Here is a 15,659-nt window from a genome sequence, read left to right as displayed (position 1 = left end):
TTGCAGTAAATTATAGAGACTTCAGAGCTGGTGTATCTGCTGGAGCATCAAAGAGTTCCTTCAGTTCATCATCCAGTTTGAGAAGAGTCACAGAGAATCCAGCCATTTCAAGGGATGTCATATATTCTCCCACCATGGACTTGTATACTTTGATTCCTTTTTCTGCTAAGATCTCATGAACTCTCTTGTTGACAATATAGAGCTCCATGAGTGGTGTGGAAGCAAGGCCATTGACAAGAACAACCACTTCGCTGCCGGTATAGTCGATGTCTGCCAGGATCTTTCCTACCAGATGGTCTACCATCTCATCTGCGCTCTTCAGGCTTTCTCTGTGGGTTCCTGGCTCGCCGTGGATACCCATACCTACTTCCATTTCATCCTCACCTAAAGTGAAGTTTGGTTTTCCAGCTGCTGGCACAATACATGGTGACAGTGCAAGACCCATGGATCTTACATTCTTGATGACTTTTTCAGCCACAGCTTTTACTTCTGGAAGCTCTGCGCCTGTTTCAGCCTTTGCGCCTGCAATCTTATGAACAAGAACGGTACCTGCGATTCCTCTTCTTCCTGTGGTCCAGGTGGAGTCCTCTACAGCTACGTCATCATTGACCACTACATAATCTACTTTCAGATCTTCTGCTTCTGCCATTTCCTTGGCCATTTCAAAGTTCATGATGTCTCCGGTGTAGTTCTTCACGATGAGAAGACATCCCTTAGGGCCTGTGACGGCTTTCACAGCTTCAAATACCTGGTCTGGAGTTGGGGAGGTGAAAACTGCTCCGGCTACTGCGCCGTCCAGCATTCCTTTTCCTACGAATCCGCCATGAGATGGCTCATGTCCAGATCCTCCACCACTTACAAGGGCTACTTTTCCTTCCACTGGGGAATTCTTTCTCACAAGGACTTCAAACCCATCCAGTTTTCTTACGTGGTCTGGATGTGCGTACACCATACCCATCAGCAGTTCGTCGACGACATTGTTTGGATTGTTGATTACTTTTTTCATGTTACCCTCCTTGGATATTTGTAAACCTTTACTTCAAAGTGCAAATAAAACTAGACAGTCTTCCCATCTAGTATTTGAACCCTATACGTACATTGTGAAACCATTGATGAACAAAGTCAATTCTCTTTAGGTAAATATTTCATTAATATTTAGCATAATTAACCAATTGTTTTCAGGTATCACTCCACTAGACAATGGGTTTTGCTGTTTTCCTTCTGCAGATGTTCATTTCTCGAACATGACAGATTGTGATGTCTTTGTTTTATCTATTGAAAAACCGCTCGGTGAAGTGGATATTTTTCTGTGAATTTTATGTCTCTTTCGTGAGATGATAACTTGCTTGAAGAAGCTGCTTCACTTCCTTCGTCGCTACAGTGCCATCCAGGAGGATAGAGATCCAGTGGTTCTTATTCATATGGTATGCAAGATAGATTCCTGGCTGGCTTCTCAGGACAGGAGTAAGTTCAGGGTCGCACTTCACATTAAGCACATCCACAGGAAGATCCTGAGACAGACCAAGCTTACTTCCTGGTACTTTCAGGAGAAGCCCAAACCACTTTCTGCTCCTTTTATGACGAAACACTGCATGCTCAGGACTTTTGAGAAATGGATAGTCCGGCAGCACTTCATACTCTTCCCTGATATAGTCCAGCACTTGTTTCCGATTCATCTGGCCCTATCCTCCTTTAAGCTCTCCGCTGTTCTTTCTTGCCGTATCCATCTGCATCAATATTCTCTCCATTCCTTTGACAGCAGCTTTCTTTCACCTATGCCATCAGCCAAGGAAAAAATCAAGAATGACCTCTACCGCCTCTTTCAGATATCCGCCCAAAAATATGGCAGCCAAGAGCGACCATGTGGCAAAAAGAACCACTAGAAAGCCCAAGGTCCCATCAAACTTGTAGTAGACTTCTATTGCCACAAAAGCAACAAAAAGCCAGAAAAACAGAAGGGATAATTTTCTTTTCATCAGCGCATCTTTCCTCCATGATCTTGGTTGTGATCTCTTCCTTCTTTTTGGTTTTACCAACAGCATTTCTTTCTATGCGTTCAGATTAGGGGTTCCTCCATCTCTTTATGTACAGATTCCATGAGAAACCGGAAAACCCGCTTCAGCAGTACTATACTTCTATTATACCGGAATCTCAGGCAGCAGTTCATTTTTCAATTGGATTTCAGACAAAAGTAAAAAAAAGAAAGAACCTAAAACCCATCGTGGATTTGAGATCCTTTCTTAAAACTTATCTTCTTCTCTTCTGAGCAGCTACTTCAAACTTCGCTTTTCTGCCTGAAAGTTTCTTGCCATTGAGATTCTCGACGATTTCACGTTCTGCACCCTGCAATACATCCACAAAGCTGAACTTTGTCATGATGTCGACGGTGCCAATGCTGTCTGGCTTTAACTTTGTATTGTAGGTGATGAAGTCAATGAGCTTCTTTGGTGTGAGCTTATCCATGGACCCTACGGTGACAAAGAGTCTTACGTACTTCTTTGGTGCTTCCAGCACATTCACTTTATAGTCAAAGCTCAGCTCATCCTTATAGAGGGAATGCATAAGAGCCGCTGCGATGTCTTCCACATTGAAGGTCTCTTTCAGCTCTTCGATGATGGGATAGAATCTCTCGTAGCCCTTTTGTGACAGCTCTGCCACAACCTTATCCTTGAAACGGTCATTCTTTGCCTTGAAGATGTCTTCTACGGTTGGAATATCACGCTTCACGATCTTGCTCTTTGTGACCTTTTCAATCTGTCTCAGGAATCCGATTTCTCTTCCACTGACTAAAGAGTAGGCAATTCCTTCTCTCTTGGCACGTCCGGTTCTTCCGATTCTATGTACATAGGATTCAATGTCCTGTGGCAGGTCATAGTTCACTACGTGGGACAGGTTGTCGATGTCAATTCCTCTTGCAGCCACATCCGTTGCCACCAGGAACTTCAGCTTACGTTCTTTGAACTTCTTAAGCGTTGCAATTCTTACATTCTGTGTCATATCGCCATGCATACCTGCAGCGTTATAGCCTCTTTCTCCAAGACTTGTGACCAGGTCATCCACGCCACGCTTGGTTCTGCAGAACACAAGTACAGATTCCATATCTTCGGTATCCATGATTCTGCACAAAGTTTCCAGACGGTACTGTTCACGCACTTCATAATAGTACTGTGATACGGTGGAAACGGTCATGGAGTTTACCGCAATCTTGATGTGCACACGGTCTTCACTCATGTACTTCTTGGAAAGTCTCTTGTATTCATCTGGCATGGTCGCTGAGAACAGCATGGTCTGCTTTTCCGCGCTGGTTCCTGCCATGATCTTTTCGATGTCTTCCACAAAGCCCATGTTGAGCATTTCATCTGCTTCATCCAGCACCAGGAAATCCACATCCTGAAGCTTCAGTACTTTACGTTCCATGAGGTCAATGACTCTACCAGGCGTTCCTACAACGATGTCTACGCCTCTTCTTAGGGTTCTGATCTGATTGTCAATGCTGGAACCGCCGTATACAGCCAAGTGCTTGAATCCAGTGAATTTTGCAATTCTCTCGATTTCTTCGCTGACCTGCATCGCCAGTTCTCTTGTGGGTGCCAAAATGATGGCACTGACACTGCTCTTCTTCTCCATCATGCTGAGCATTGGTGCTGAGAAGGCCAGAGTCTTTCCGGTTCCGGTCTGGGCCTGTCCAATGACATCTTTGCCTTCCAGAATGATTGGAATAACTTCTCTTTGGATGTCAGAAGGCACCTCGTAACCCATGGCTGCGATTCCTTTTTCCACCGCTTCACTTAATCCCAACTGAACAAATTTAATTTCTTCCATATATACCTCTTTTCCTTTAGATTTTCTTTTTCTGTGCTGACTCCATAAAAAAACCTCGCAGTTTGTGCGCTGCAAGGTGTTGATAATCGAAACTTCTTTAAAATTTATGTACTATCCTAAACCACTGATGTATTATAGCACTAAAATCCTCGAATGGCAATGAGTTTTGAAAAAGACTTCCGGGGAAGTTCGCCCCAAAATGCCCCAGTGAACTCCCGCTTACTTGAGGATCCCAAAGGTGAATCCGGCTTCAAGAAACTCATCGATGAGATGGTCCAGATACTCCGGTGTGGTTTTTTGCACATCATGCATGAGAATCACCGCAACCTTTCGGTCTCCATTGTCCCGAAAAGTCTTCATGGCATATGCTCCCATGGCTTCAGAGGTAGCGGGTCTTCTGTTTTTAGGCTCCGCATCCCCAGACATGGAGTTCCAGTCAATGTCCACAATCCCTTCAGCAAGAAGTGCATTCTGCGCTTCTTCCATATTCTTCCAGCTCATGGAGCCTCCCGGGAATCGGAAGACATGGGTATCAAAGCTCTCTCCCAGATGTCCCCGTATAGAAGTCCTTGTTTTCTCATACTCTTCCAGGATCCGGTCCGGTCTTGCGGATCTTCCCGGATAAAGATAGCTGTAATCATGGCTGTAGCTGTGCACTGCAATACCGTGGCCTTCCTCAATATACCTCTGAAGAAGCAAAGGGGTTCCATTCTTATCCACATTATCTCCCAGAAGGAAAAAGGTTCCCGGAACGCCGTGCCTTTTCAGGACATCCAAGACTTTCTCCGTGTTCTTATGAGGACCGTCATCAAAGGTGAGAAATGCCAGGTTCTTTTCGCCTTCAAAGTCTTTCCTTCCCCGCATCCATGCTTTCACATCTCTTGTGTCATACGCATAGGCAGAAGCTTCATAGGAATGGTTGGAGCCTTCCTTGAGCCTTTTCAGGTCCTTCACTTCCGGCGCAGTTTTTTCTGCCGGGATTTTTTCAGCAGGTCTTTTGGGGGTGAACTCCTTCACTTCTGGCAGCTCTTCGCTTTTGGGAGCTTCCCCTGGATTTCCCGCTTCCGGTAGAGGAGCCTTCACAAAAGAGTCCCCCGCCTCTTGAAGCTTCGGCAGAAGCGTATTTCTCAGAAAGAAGCCTCCTGCTCCCAGCACCAGAGCAACGCCTACACTGGAAAAGAAGATTTTTCTTCTCCGTCTCTTTTTTCTCAGTTTTTCTCTTTGATTGAAATTTTGTCTTTTATAGATATAATCTTCCATGTCCTTCACCGTTCTCTTTCTATCCCATTTGTAAACCTATAAGAAATGGGCTCCAGAAGCCTTATTTCAGCTTCACTGCCCCTCTTCCTGGCACTAGTCTAACACCCGTGTATAAAACTTAGGTTACATAAAGGTGGCAATCCGTTTACAAAATATGAAAAACCTAAAGTGAGGAAACACAAGGAGCTCTGCCTATTATTTTCAGAAAGGTTTACAAAAGAGTCATGGGATCCCTGGTTTTTTTTGCTATGATAGGATGTAGAGAAAACCAAGAAGAAAGGAATGAACCAATGTGAAAGATTATAAAGGATATATCGGCTCCTACACAAGAAAAGAAAGCCGTGGTGTGCGTGCCTTCCACTTTAATGAGGAGGAGTTTGTCATTGAAGACTTTTATGAGGTAGAAGACCCTTCTTACCTGGCTCTCAGCTCTGACATGAATATCCTCTACGGGTCCATGAGAGACGGCAGCAGTCATGGCGTCTTTTCCATGAACCTCACCACAGGCATCGTGGATAAAGTGCTTTTTGAAAAAGAAAATACCCCTTGCCACATCTCCACCTTTGAAGACAGACTGCTTGCCTCCAACTACCACCAGGGTCTTCTGGATCTGTATGCTCTGGAAGAAGGCATGGTGAGAAGAAGGCTGGACCAGGCTGCCCATGAAGGCTCCGGTCCCAATGAGAAGCGCCAGGAAGGACCTCATGTGCATTTTGCCATGAAAAATCCCCACCAATCTGAAGTGCTCGTGTGCGACTTAGGCACCGACAAAGTGTACCGCTATGAAGCTTCTGATGAGCTTAAAAAAGTCGGCGAACTACTTCTCCCCAATGGATCCGGACCAAGACACATCGCTTTTTCTAAAAAGCATCCCTATCTTTATGTCTTCACCGAGCTCTCCTCCGAGATTTTTGTCTATGACTTCAAGGACGGCGACTATCAGCTGAAACAAGTGGTGAAGACTCTACCGGAGGATTTTCAGGGCGAGAACACTGGCGCGGCCATCCGGCTCTCTCCGGACGAGAAGCACCTTTATGTCTCCAACCGCGGACATGACTCCATTTCCGCCTTCAAGATCAAGGAAAACCATCAGCTGGAGAAAATCGGCACCTATCAGACAGAAGGGGAACACCCGAGAGATTTCAACCTCAGCCCCGATGGATGCTTCCTTTTGGTGGCCCATATGATCACAAACGATCTCAGTCTCTTCAGAATAGATAAGCAAAATGGTGAGCTGACGCTTCTAAAGAAAGGCATCCGAACACCAGAACCCATCTCCATCGTCTTTTTGGAGAAGGAATCTTAGATTTTCCAGGGTTCCGAAAGAGCAAATGAAATATATCCTAGAAAAAGATGCACCCTCTCGTAAGAAAGGATGCATCTTTTCACTTATATGGAATATATAGGGATCGAGCTAAAGCGCGGGGACGCTGTAGCCTTTAGGCAATAGCAGTAAGTACGAAGGAGAGCATAAAGAGTACAGTGATGACATAAAGAATCGGATGTACTTCTTTACCCTTCTTCTGAAGAATCTTGGAGATGGCATAGAACAGGAATCCAAAGGCGATACCATTGGTGATGGAGTAGGAGAATGGCATGAAGGCGATGACCATGAATGCAGGAACTGCAACGGCCAGGTCGTGCCAGTCAATGTTCTTCAGACCTTCAGACATGAAGATACCTACTACAATCAGTGCAGGAGCAGTCGCTGCGCCTGGAACCATCAGTGCGATGGGGGAAAGGAAGAGAGAGATGAGGAACAGTACCCCTGTGGTTACAGAAGCAAGTCCTGTCTTTGCTCCCTGAGCGATACCCGCAGCACTTTCCACATAGGTGGTTGCATTGGAAGTACCAAGCAGTGCACCAATGGAGGTGGCAGTCGCATCTGCAAAGAGGGCCTTTTCCATCTTTGTGCTCATTCCCTTGGAGTTTTCGATGGAGTTTGCATCTTCTTCTGTGAAGATCCCTGCTTTTCTACCAGCACCCAGGAAAGTTCCGATGGTGTCAAAGGTATCGGTGAGGGAGAATGCAAAGACGGTGGTCAAGGTGATAAACAGCTTGTCCGCTGCGAAAATGCCTTTGAAATCCAGCGCAAAGAGTGTTGGGGATAAGCTAGGCACTTTGAACATGTCTGCAGACAGTTCTGGAACATGGGTAACCCCAAAGAAAATACCAAGGACTGTGGTGGACACGATACCAATAAGAATTGCACTTCTAACTTTCAGAAGAAGAAGCACTACAGTGATGATGAGTCCAATTAAAGCAACCTGAGCGGTTGGATTTGTAAAATCAGTCAGAGCGGGGATGATGTCTGCGAACATTCCGCTGCCATCTCCGTTGTCGGTGATTCTGGATACAGTTTCTGCAGTAAATGTCAAGAATCCTGCCTGCTTGATGCCAAGGTAAGCAATGAAAAGACCGATACCACCGCTGATGGCATACTGAAGGGATTCAGGAATCGCCTTCACGATCATCTTACGGATTTTAGTCACGGTGATGAAAATGTTGATCAGTCCACAGATGAATACCAGTGCCAGAGCTTGCTGCCAGGAGTATCCAAGAACAAAAACAACGGTAAAAGTGAAGAATGCATTCAGTCCCATACCAGGAGCCACTGCAAAAGGAACATTTGCAACAAATGCCATGATGAAGGTTCCGATGGCTGCGGATAGAATGGTTGCGGTAAATACTGCACCCTGATCCATTCCAGTCAGTGCCAGAATCTGTGGGTTGACGAAAATAATGTAGGCCATGGTCAGGAATGTGGTGAAGCCACCCAGCACTTCGGTTTTTACATCTGTGCCGTTTTCCTTCAGCTTAAAGAGTTTTTCCATTTTACACCTCGTATGAATATTTAGTATGATTACTTCTCTATTCTATCCGAACATTAAGGAATAAGCAATATTTTTTATTCGTGATTTTGAACTCTTCACAGTTTTGAGAATGGAAACGGTTTTCTTTGGTCTTTTCTGCTTTTTTAGTGGATTTCTTCCTCAATATCCGTATTTATCCATATGATATCCACAGCTGTGCATAACATCATTCGGTCTTTTATCCTGGATCCCGGGTACTTTTATGGTAGGAGGTATACGTACATCCGATGTCCTTTTCCCATATATTTCGTATTTTATTTTCCTTTTTATTCGTAAAAAGACCCCCGGGATTCTTCCCGGGGGTCTCTTTATATGCTGTTTTCAGCTTTCTTATACTTTGTAAATGGTGGAAGCGGTGTTGCCACCCTCTCCACTCCAGTTGTGGTGGAAGAACTCACCTTCTGGGCGGTCTACTCTTTCATACATATGAGCCCCAAAGTAGTCTCTTTGGGCCTGAAGAAGATTCGCTGGCAGGTTTTCTGTGTGATACCCGTCATAGTAAGACAGGGCCGAGCTCATGGCTGGCATGGCGATGCCGTTCCGGATGCCAAGAATCACCATCTCTCTTAAGCCCTTCACGGTTTCTTCCAGTTCAGTTCTGAAGAAAGGCGCCACCATGAGGTTCTTCAGCTCCACATTCTCTTCATAAGCTGCCCGGATGTCATTCAGAAACGCCGATCGGATGATGCAGCCGCCTCTCCAGATGGAGGCGATTTCTCCCAGCTTCAGTTCCCATCGGTAGTGATCCGATGCCGCCTTCATGAGGGAGAACCCCTGGGCATAGGAGATGATCTTTGCCGCATACAGGGCTTTTTCCAGAAGATCCACTGTGTCCTTCTTCTCCGCAAGACTTCTTGGTTTTTCCACCCCCTTGGCCGCTGCCACTCTTTCCGACTTCATGGAGGAAAGGATTCTCGCATAAACCGCTTCTGTAATGAGGGTCACAGGTTCTCCTTCTTCCAGGGCAGAGATCACTGTCCATTTTCCGGTTCCCTTCTGCATGGCTTTATCCAGGATGTAGTTCACAATATACTCTCCGGTTTCATCTTTCTCATTGAGAATCTCGGAGGTGATTTCCACCAGGTAGCTCTCCAGTCTTCCTGCATTCCAGGTGGAGAAGATCTTTGCCATCTCCTCATTGTCTGCACCCACCACATCCCGTAGGATGGCATAGACTTCAGAGATCAGCTGCATGTCTCCATATTCAATGCCGTTGTGTACGGTTTTCACATAATGGCCAGAGCCTCCGTTTCCGATCCAGGTGGTGCAGGGCTCCTCTCCATTTGTGCCAGCCTTGGCGGCAATGGCCATGAAAATGTCCTTCACGCCTGCCCAGGCTTCTTTGTTTCCGCCGGGCATCATGGAAGGTCCATAGAGAGCGCCCAGCTCTCCGCCAGAAACACCGGAACCGATATAATAGATGCCTTTTTCCTCCAGGTACTGAACTCTTCTTTCGGTGTCCTCATAGTTGGAGTTTCCTCCATCAATGAGGGTGTCTCCTGGTTCCAGATAAGGCAGGAAGTTCTCAATGGTAAGATCCACCGTTTCTCCAGCCTTGATCATCAGCATGACCTTTCTGGGCTTCTCTAAAGAAGCGGCAAACTCTTCGATGGAATAGGCGGGAATAAACTTCCCTTCCTTTCCCTTTCCTTCCATGAACTCCCGGATGACTTCCACGCTTCGGTTGCCAATGGTCACCGGATACCCTTTAGACTCTATATTTCTCGCCAGGTTTTCTCCCATGACACGAAACCCATAAATTCCTATTGCACCTTTCATTTCCTAACCTCCAAGGGGCAGATTCCCGCCCAAATCAATTTGATACAAGTTAATCTCTTTCTTCTTATTATCATGGTTTCACTGTTTTTTTTCAAGGGGCAACGGAAACTTCGTGAAAAAAGTAAAAGGGAGCAGAAAAGATTCCTGCTCCAGATGAAATGATTGCTTCTATTCTTCTGTATCTTTCAGTAGGTCCACATAGCTGATTTCCAGGCCTTTGGCGATTCTTTTCAGTGTTTTAATGGACGGATTTGTTCTTCCGATTTCCATGTCTGAAAGATATGTATTTGATATTCCTACAATGTCTCCAAGTTCTTTTTGTGTCAGATTCTTCTTTTTTCGGTATTTGCGTATATTATCTCCGATAGTGACCACTCCTCCACCCCCTATAAGATTATTATACGTTCAAACCGAAATAATTCAATGGATTTTACGTCCTTGACGTAATTTATCTTTCCTGTAACTTCTTCCCTGTTTTTCATTGTAAAATAAACGTAAAATACCAAAATTTACGGAATTTGGAGGATCTTATGAGCATTGGTGAAAAACTGAAAGCAGCCAGGAAACAAAAGAGACTTACTTTGAAAGAAGTCGCCAGTGTCACAAACCTTTCCATCTCCTATATCAGCGATATAGAGCACGGGAAGAGTTTGCCCCCCATCGATACCCTGACAAGCCTCTGCAAAGCGCTGGACATTTCCATGTACAGCTTTTTCAAGGAGGAGGAGCCCATGTTTCTCCGGGAGACCACCCTGCAGGGCGAGCTGACAGAACTTCTCCGGGATTTTCCGGACTGGAGCCCTGAAGATAAAGAAGAGCTCATCCGCTACCTGAAAGCGAAGAAAGTGGTCAGAGAAGGAGAATCCTAAGAAAGCAGAGAAAACAGAAGATAAAACTAAAAGATGGAGCAGCCAATTTAGGCTAAAATGTACCCTATAGAGTAGACACCTGAAAAAAGGTATCTACTTTGTAGGGTATTTTGTTATACTCAGAGAAATATCAGAAAAAGATTCAGGAGGAGAGCAGATGAGCAATAAACTGTTTACGCAGGAAGAGATAGAAGATCTATCCCAGAACCCACATGTCCTATCAGTCAGTACCAAAGGTATCACCTATACCGATAATTTCAAAGAGATCTTCATCGCATCATATTCCAACGGTAAGCTTCCCAGGGAGATCTTCGAAGCCCACGGATTTAGGATAGAGGTCCTTGGCATCAAGCGGATCCAGGCCGCTCAATCACGTTGGACCAAGGCGTATCAGATCGATGGGATTATAGGACTTAAGGATAGTAGAAAGGGAAACTCCGGAAGACCTATTACAAGAAATCTGACTTTGGAAGAAAAGAATGCTCGGCTTAAGGCCGAAATCCATATGCTTAGGGCTGAGAACGAACTGTTAAAAAACATCGACAGAGCCGAAAGGGGGCTGAGAAAGAAGCGTTAGAGCTTAGCGCAGAAGATAAGTACCACCTGATCAGACAGGTCATCACGAAGTACAAGCTGAAAAACATGCTCTCCTATCTGTGCAGCCTCACCGGAACCTCGCGTTCCGGATATTACCGGTACTTCTCGGAGAAAGGCGAAGAATCCCGTAGAAAGCGCGAAGAACGTGAGGAAGAACTTAGAAAAACTATTCAGAAAGCATACGACTTCAAGAAGCGAAAGAAAGGTGCAAAACAGATCAAGATGACCCTTGCAGGCCAGTTTGATATCGTCATGAACCTCAAGCGCATCCGCAGAATTATGAAGAAATACAATATCGTCTGCCCATACCGCAAGCCCAGTCCTATCAGGAAAGCCTTGAAGGCGACACTGGAACATACCGTGGTCCCTAACCGACTGAATCGAAATTTCAGACAAGGGATTCCTGGAATGGTCCTGTTAACTGACATCACCTACGTACCACATCATTCAGGACGATGGGCTTACCTATCGACAATTAAAGACGCTTCTACCAGTGAAATACTCGCTCACAACCTATCCTCCAGCCTGGAGATGCCCTTGGTCACCGATACCTTGAAGAAGCTCATGGCGACGGGGATAGCCTTTCCTGAAGGAGCGTTCATCCATTCGGACCAAGGCTCCCACTACACCAGCCCGATCTTCCAGAACATGGTGAAGTCAATAGGACTCGGTCAATCGATGTCCCGCAGAGGAAACTGCTGGGATAATGCACCTCAGGAGTCTTTCTATGGGCACTTTAAAGACGAAGCAGAACTCCGCACCTGCCAAACCTCTGATGCGCTCGAGGAAGAAATTGATGACTACATAGATTACTACAACAATTTCAGGTACCAGTGGAACTTAAAAAAGATGACCCCCGCACAATACAGGGATCATCTTCTCGGTCAACTATAGCTATACTTTTTTCCAACTGTCCTTTACAAAGGGTACAATTTAGGCCGCCCCATCTTTTTTCTGTTTCCAGAAGGTTTCTTTGTCATACTCAGAAAGAGTCTCTGAAAACTTCTTCTTAATTTCCAAAAGCCGCTGAAGATCCCTTATATACTGATAAAGACTGGACCGGTTCTCAAACTCTTCTCTGGTTTTGGGCAGGTCCTGGCTTCTGAAAATCTCCAGATAATCACAAAGATCATCCATGAGCTCCTTTGCTGTATTGATCTCATGGAACTGATCACTGACCAGCTCTGAAAGAGAGGCCACCAGACGGTTCTGCTCATAGTACCTTGTCACGTGGTTCAGATGATCGCTCATGATTTTCAGCACTTCATACTGCTTGATCCGCATTTCCATATACCGGACATAATACACAAAGCTTTCGGAGAGGTAGTTGGAGGCAAGCCTCTGGGCTTTGTCCATGCCTCTTTTCAGCGTTGCATCCAGTCTCTGTAAAAGAGCTTCCGCCTCCCCATCCTTCTTCTGGGTGAGGATGCTTCTGGAGAAGCTGAGAAGAATGGCACGGAAGAGCTCTTCCACTTCCTTCTGGGCAGCCCGGATGTCTTTTTCCACACTGGGCATATAGGTATTGAGAAGAAGGGCAATGCCTGCGCCTATGATGAGAATGCCGTACTCATTGAGGATCCAGGAAAAAGCCACAGACTCCTCCACCAGCAGATGGGTCACAAGGACGGTGCTGGGCACAATGCCCTCGTTGAGGTTTAATGCCGCTGCCGTGGGGATGAAGAGGAGAAGGTAAATCCCAAAGCTCCAGGCAGAGTAGCCAAAGAGAAGGAAAACCACCACCGCCACAGCCAGGGCAAGGGTGGTGGAGCCCAGTCTCCGAAGAGCGATTTCTATGGATTTTCTCTTGGTGCTCTGGACGCTGAGCACCGTGATGACGCCTGCTGAAACCGCGTAGGAGAGTCCCACATACTGAGCGATGAGGACTGCCAGGGTTGCGCCTATGGCCGTTTTAAAGGTTCTATATCCTACATATTTACGGAGCTTCATGTTCATCCAGCCTTTGCATTTTTTTCAGAAGAGTGATGAGGGTTTTCTTTTCGTCCTCGCTGAGGCCCTCCATGGACTCTTTCATAATGGAAAGATGCTTCGGGAACACCTCTTCCATGACATCTTTTCCTTTTTCTGTGAGGCTCAGCTGATAAGACCTTCTGTCTCCAGGAGTGGCTTTTTTCACCACATAGTCTTCCTTAAGAAGGTTTTGTATGACCACAGTCATATTGCCTCCACTGGTTAAAATCTTCTCTGTGATCTCGCAGACCCTCATGTCTCCTTTGTGATATAAAACCTCCAGTACCATAAATTGCGAGGGGGTCAGTCCAGAGTCCTTCATATTCTTCATGGTCTCCTTATGGACCATGGAAAGGCTCCGGCTGAGTGAGATCAGCAGTTTCAGATTGAGATCGTGTTCTTTGCCATAACTTTTTTTCTTTACTTCCATACCTTTACTATAATCGAAATCCTGCCCCATTTCAATTGTACCCAATCAAATAGACGAGATTCTTTTTCCCCCTCTCTACAGTCCTGGTTTCTCCATAGAAAAAAGTGCTGTCTCCAGCACCTTTTCCTGTAGTCAAATGAATTATTTGAGGTTCTCTGCAGCATGCTGTCCTGCGATTCTTCCGCTGGTCAGCGCGAACTGCACTGCGGATCCGGACATGTACACCTGATTGTAGAGAATTTTGTTGGCATTTTCTCCTGTGGCGTAGAGGTTTTCGATGATGCTTCCGTCTTCTTTCAGCACCTGGAAGGAATCATTGGTCTTCACTCCGCCAAAGGTCCCCATGGTCACGGGATAGAACTTAATGGCATAGTAGGGAGCTTTTTCCACGGATACCAGATAGTCCTTGGACTTGCCCATGGCATCCACACCAGACTTCACGCCGTCATTGAAGGTCTTCATGGTTTCTTCCAAAGTTTCCACTGGGACCTTCATATTCTCAGCCAGTTCCTTGAAGGTTTCACCCTTCACCACTTCCTCAGAAGGCATGGCCGCTTCTAAAGCCTTCACAAGATCGGCATTGGCTTCTGTGGAATCCACCAGGAGCCAGGTGCCCTTTTCTTCAATGAGCTTGTTGGTGGCGATGGAGTAGTGCACTTCCTCGTTCATGAATCTTTCACCCTGGTAGTTCACATAAAGCCTTGTCCAGTCCATGCCCAGGGCTTGGGTCCCTGGAATCTTGCTGCCGATGCCAAGGCCAATGACCCAGGGCTCTTCATAAAGCGCCGCCCCGAGCTTTTCTGCCATGACGATGCCGTCTCCGGTGCTTCCTGCAGAAGCCCAGCTAAGAGCTGAGGTTCCTTTGGCTTCTGGCACAAATCTCTCCAGAAGCTCTTCACTCTTGGCAAAGCCTCCTGCTGCAAGGATCACTTTATCCGCATGGACAATGAGTTTACCGTTCTTGTCTTTTGCTTCCACACCAATGACTTTTCCATTTTCATCCACCAGGATGTCCACCACTTCGGTTTCTGTTCTGATTTCTACGCCTTCACCGGTGATGAAGTTCTTGATGTTGTTCGTCAGGGTTGTTCCACCTTTGGTGGTGGCGTCGCTCTTAGCAAAATGAAGTCTTCTCACTGGATCCAGTCCAAAGCCCATGATGGCAGAGTATTCATGCTTCACCGTATCCACCAGCCATTCGGTGGTGACTACAGCGGCATCCATGAACCGGTCCACAAAGTCGTAATCTGGATACATCCCTTCTTTATTGGACGCGTCCTGGCGCTCTTTCCAAAGCTCCATCCAGGATTCCTTGGAGTCTTCAATGCCTTCGGCTCTTTGGAACTTGGTGTCTGTGGCGGAAATCCCTCCACCAGACAGTGCAGTGGATCCTCCTGTGGCAGCAAGTTTTTCCAGCACGATGACTTTGGCGCCATGCTCTTCTGCCGATGCGGCTGCTACGAGTCCAGCACCGCCGCCACCGACTACCACCACGTCTGTGGTGATCTCAGTGACCTTGGTTTCTTCTTCCTTGTCTGTGGCTGCTTTCAGCTTTTCTGCATCTCCACCTGCTTTTATAATGCAAGCTTCTACTGCGGCCAGAATGGCCTTGGATGTTACCGTGGCTCCCGCAATTGTATCCACAGCCAGCGTCTGTCCATCCACAATCTCCGCAGGGATTCTTTCGAGGGGTGTGTCGCTGATCCCTGCAGATTCTTTGTGGGACAGCACCTTTACGGATACGATGGCATCCTTGGACAGTTCCACAGAGACCGTCAGGTCTCCATTATGTCCCTGGACGGTTTCTTCATAGGTGCCTGCTGTATAAAGTCCCTTTTCTTCTTCTTTTGGCGCATCGCTTTTCTGGCATCCCGCAAAGCTCATGATCATAAAGACCAGTAGAAGCCCTGCATACCATTTCAGATTTCTCTTTTTCACTTCTGTTTCCTCCCGCATTTTGTTTGATATTTTTCAAACTTATATATTTATGATAAATTATTGTCTTTTGTCCATGTCAACAGGAAGATTCAGCGGATTTTCCATAAAATAACAAAAACCATG

At 46.2% G+C, this 15,659-nt stretch carries 14 protein-coding genes; 3 read left to right on the top strand and 11 right to left on the bottom strand.

Annotation, left to right across the window (positions count from 1 at the left end):
• Positions 1 to 10 precede the first annotated feature (10 nt).
• The 5 genes from dhaK to BM243_RS06500 all read right to left on the bottom strand — a co-directional run bounded on the left by dhaK (position 11) and on the right by BM243_RS06500 (position 5,082).
• Positions 11 to 1,006, bottom strand: a complete 996-nt coding sequence (dhaK, locus tag BM243_RS06525; RefSeq protein ID WP_074911598.1) for a dihydroxyacetone kinase subunit DhaK — start codon at positions 1,004 to 1,006, stop codon at positions 11 to 13.
• Positions 1,007 to 1,316: 310 nt separating this feature from the next.
• Positions 1,317 to 1,676, bottom strand: coding sequence for an MmcQ/YjbR family DNA-binding protein (locus BM243_RS06520; protein WP_074911597.1), 360 nt, complete (start codon positions 1,674 to 1,676; stop codon positions 1,317 to 1,319).
• Between the two features lie 105 nt (positions 1,677 to 1,781).
• Entirely contained in the window at positions 1,782 to 1,976 is a 195-nt protein-coding gene (locus BM243_RS06515; RefSeq protein ID WP_143093553.1) for a hypothetical protein, read from the bottom strand.
• Positions 1,977 to 2,247: 271 nt separating this feature from the next.
• Positions 2,248 to 3,822, bottom strand: coding sequence for a DEAD/DEAH box helicase (locus tag BM243_RS06505; protein WP_074911594.1), 1,575 nt, complete (start codon positions 3,820 to 3,822; stop codon positions 2,248 to 2,250).
• A 219-nt stretch (positions 3,823 to 4,041) separates the two neighbouring features.
• Positions 4,042 to 5,082, bottom strand: a complete 1,041-nt coding sequence (locus tag BM243_RS06500; protein WP_143093552.1) for a polysaccharide deacetylase family protein — start codon at positions 5,080 to 5,082, stop codon at positions 4,042 to 4,044.
• Between the two features lie 292 nt (positions 5,083 to 5,374).
• Between BM243_RS06500 and BM243_RS06495 the strand changes: the two genes are divergently transcribed.
• On the top strand, positions 5,375 to 6,388 hold the full coding sequence (locus BM243_RS06495; RefSeq protein WP_074911592.1) for a lactonase family protein: 1,014 nt from the start codon (positions 5,375 to 5,377) through the stop codon (positions 6,386 to 6,388).
• Positions 6,389 to 6,521: 133 nt separating this feature from the next.
• Here the strand turns inward: BM243_RS06495 and BM243_RS06490 are convergent, their stop codons facing one another.
• The 3 genes from BM243_RS06490 to BM243_RS06480 all read right to left on the bottom strand — a co-directional run bounded on the left by BM243_RS06490 (position 6,522) and on the right by BM243_RS06480 (position 10,109).
• Positions 6,522 to 7,916: an NCS2 family permease gene (locus BM243_RS06490; protein ID WP_074911591.1), complete on the bottom strand. Its 1,395-nt coding sequence runs from the start codon at positions 7,914 to 7,916 to the stop codon at positions 6,522 to 6,524.
• A gap of 369 nt (positions 7,917 to 8,285) precedes the next feature.
• Positions 8,286 to 9,734: a decarboxylating NADP(+)-dependent phosphogluconate dehydrogenase gene (gene gnd / locus BM243_RS06485; protein WP_074911590.1), complete on the bottom strand. Its 1,449-nt coding sequence runs from the start codon at positions 9,732 to 9,734 to the stop codon at positions 8,286 to 8,288.
• Between the two features lie 168 nt (positions 9,735 to 9,902).
• Positions 9,903 to 10,109, bottom strand: coding sequence for a helix-turn-helix domain-containing protein (locus tag BM243_RS06480; RefSeq protein ID WP_074911589.1), 207 nt, complete (start codon positions 10,107 to 10,109; stop codon positions 9,903 to 9,905).
• Between the two features lie 155 nt (positions 10,110 to 10,264).
• On the opposite strand from BM243_RS06480, the gene BM243_RS06475 reads away from it, so the two are divergent.
• Together BM243_RS06475 and BM243_RS15030 are read left to right on the top strand one after the other, a co-directional pair.
• A complete protein-coding gene (locus BM243_RS06475; protein WP_074911588.1) occupies positions 10,265 to 10,603 on the top strand; it encodes a helix-turn-helix domain-containing protein in 339 nt (112 codons plus the stop codon).
• Between the two features lie 157 nt (positions 10,604 to 10,760).
• Positions 10,761 to 12,094, top strand: a protein-coding gene (locus BM243_RS15030) for an IS3 family transposase (RefSeq protein WP_143093551.1) whose coding sequence is annotated in 2 segments (ribosomal slippage) — positions 10,761 to 11,142 and positions 11,142 to 12,094 — 1,335 coding nt in all. Because the reading frame shifts where the segments join, the coding sequence is not laid out codon by codon here.
• 39 nt (positions 12,095 to 12,133) lie between these two features.
• On the opposite strand, the gene BM243_RS06460 is transcribed toward BM243_RS15030, so the two are convergent.
• From BM243_RS06460 to BM243_RS06450, 3 genes are all read right to left on the bottom strand, one after another.
• Positions 12,134 to 13,147, bottom strand: coding sequence for an aromatic acid exporter family protein (locus tag BM243_RS06460; RefSeq protein WP_177213472.1), 1,014 nt, complete (start codon positions 13,145 to 13,147; stop codon positions 12,134 to 12,136).
• Complete coding sequence (locus BM243_RS06455; RefSeq protein WP_242943522.1) at positions 13,134 to 13,628, bottom strand: MarR family winged helix-turn-helix transcriptional regulator; 495 nt, start codon at positions 13,626 to 13,628, stop codon at positions 13,134 to 13,136. Before BM243_RS06455 ends, BM243_RS06460 begins: the two co-directional genes overlap by 14 nt.
• A gap of 111 nt (positions 13,629 to 13,739) precedes the next feature.
• Positions 13,740 to 15,536 (bottom strand): FAD-dependent oxidoreductase, encoded by a 1,797-nt coding sequence (locus tag BM243_RS06450; RefSeq protein ID WP_074911584.1) that lies wholly within the window; start codon positions 15,534 to 15,536, stop codon positions 13,740 to 13,742.
• Positions 15,537 to 15,659 lie beyond the last annotated feature (123 nt).

This window comes from Proteiniclasticum ruminis, assembly GCF_900115135.1.
GTDB classification, from domain to species: Bacteria; Bacillota; Clostridia; order Clostridiales; family Clostridiaceae; genus Proteiniclasticum; species Proteiniclasticum ruminis_A.
Note: the sequence above shows the minus strand (reverse complement) of the source record. Positions and strands in the feature narration are given on the sequence as shown.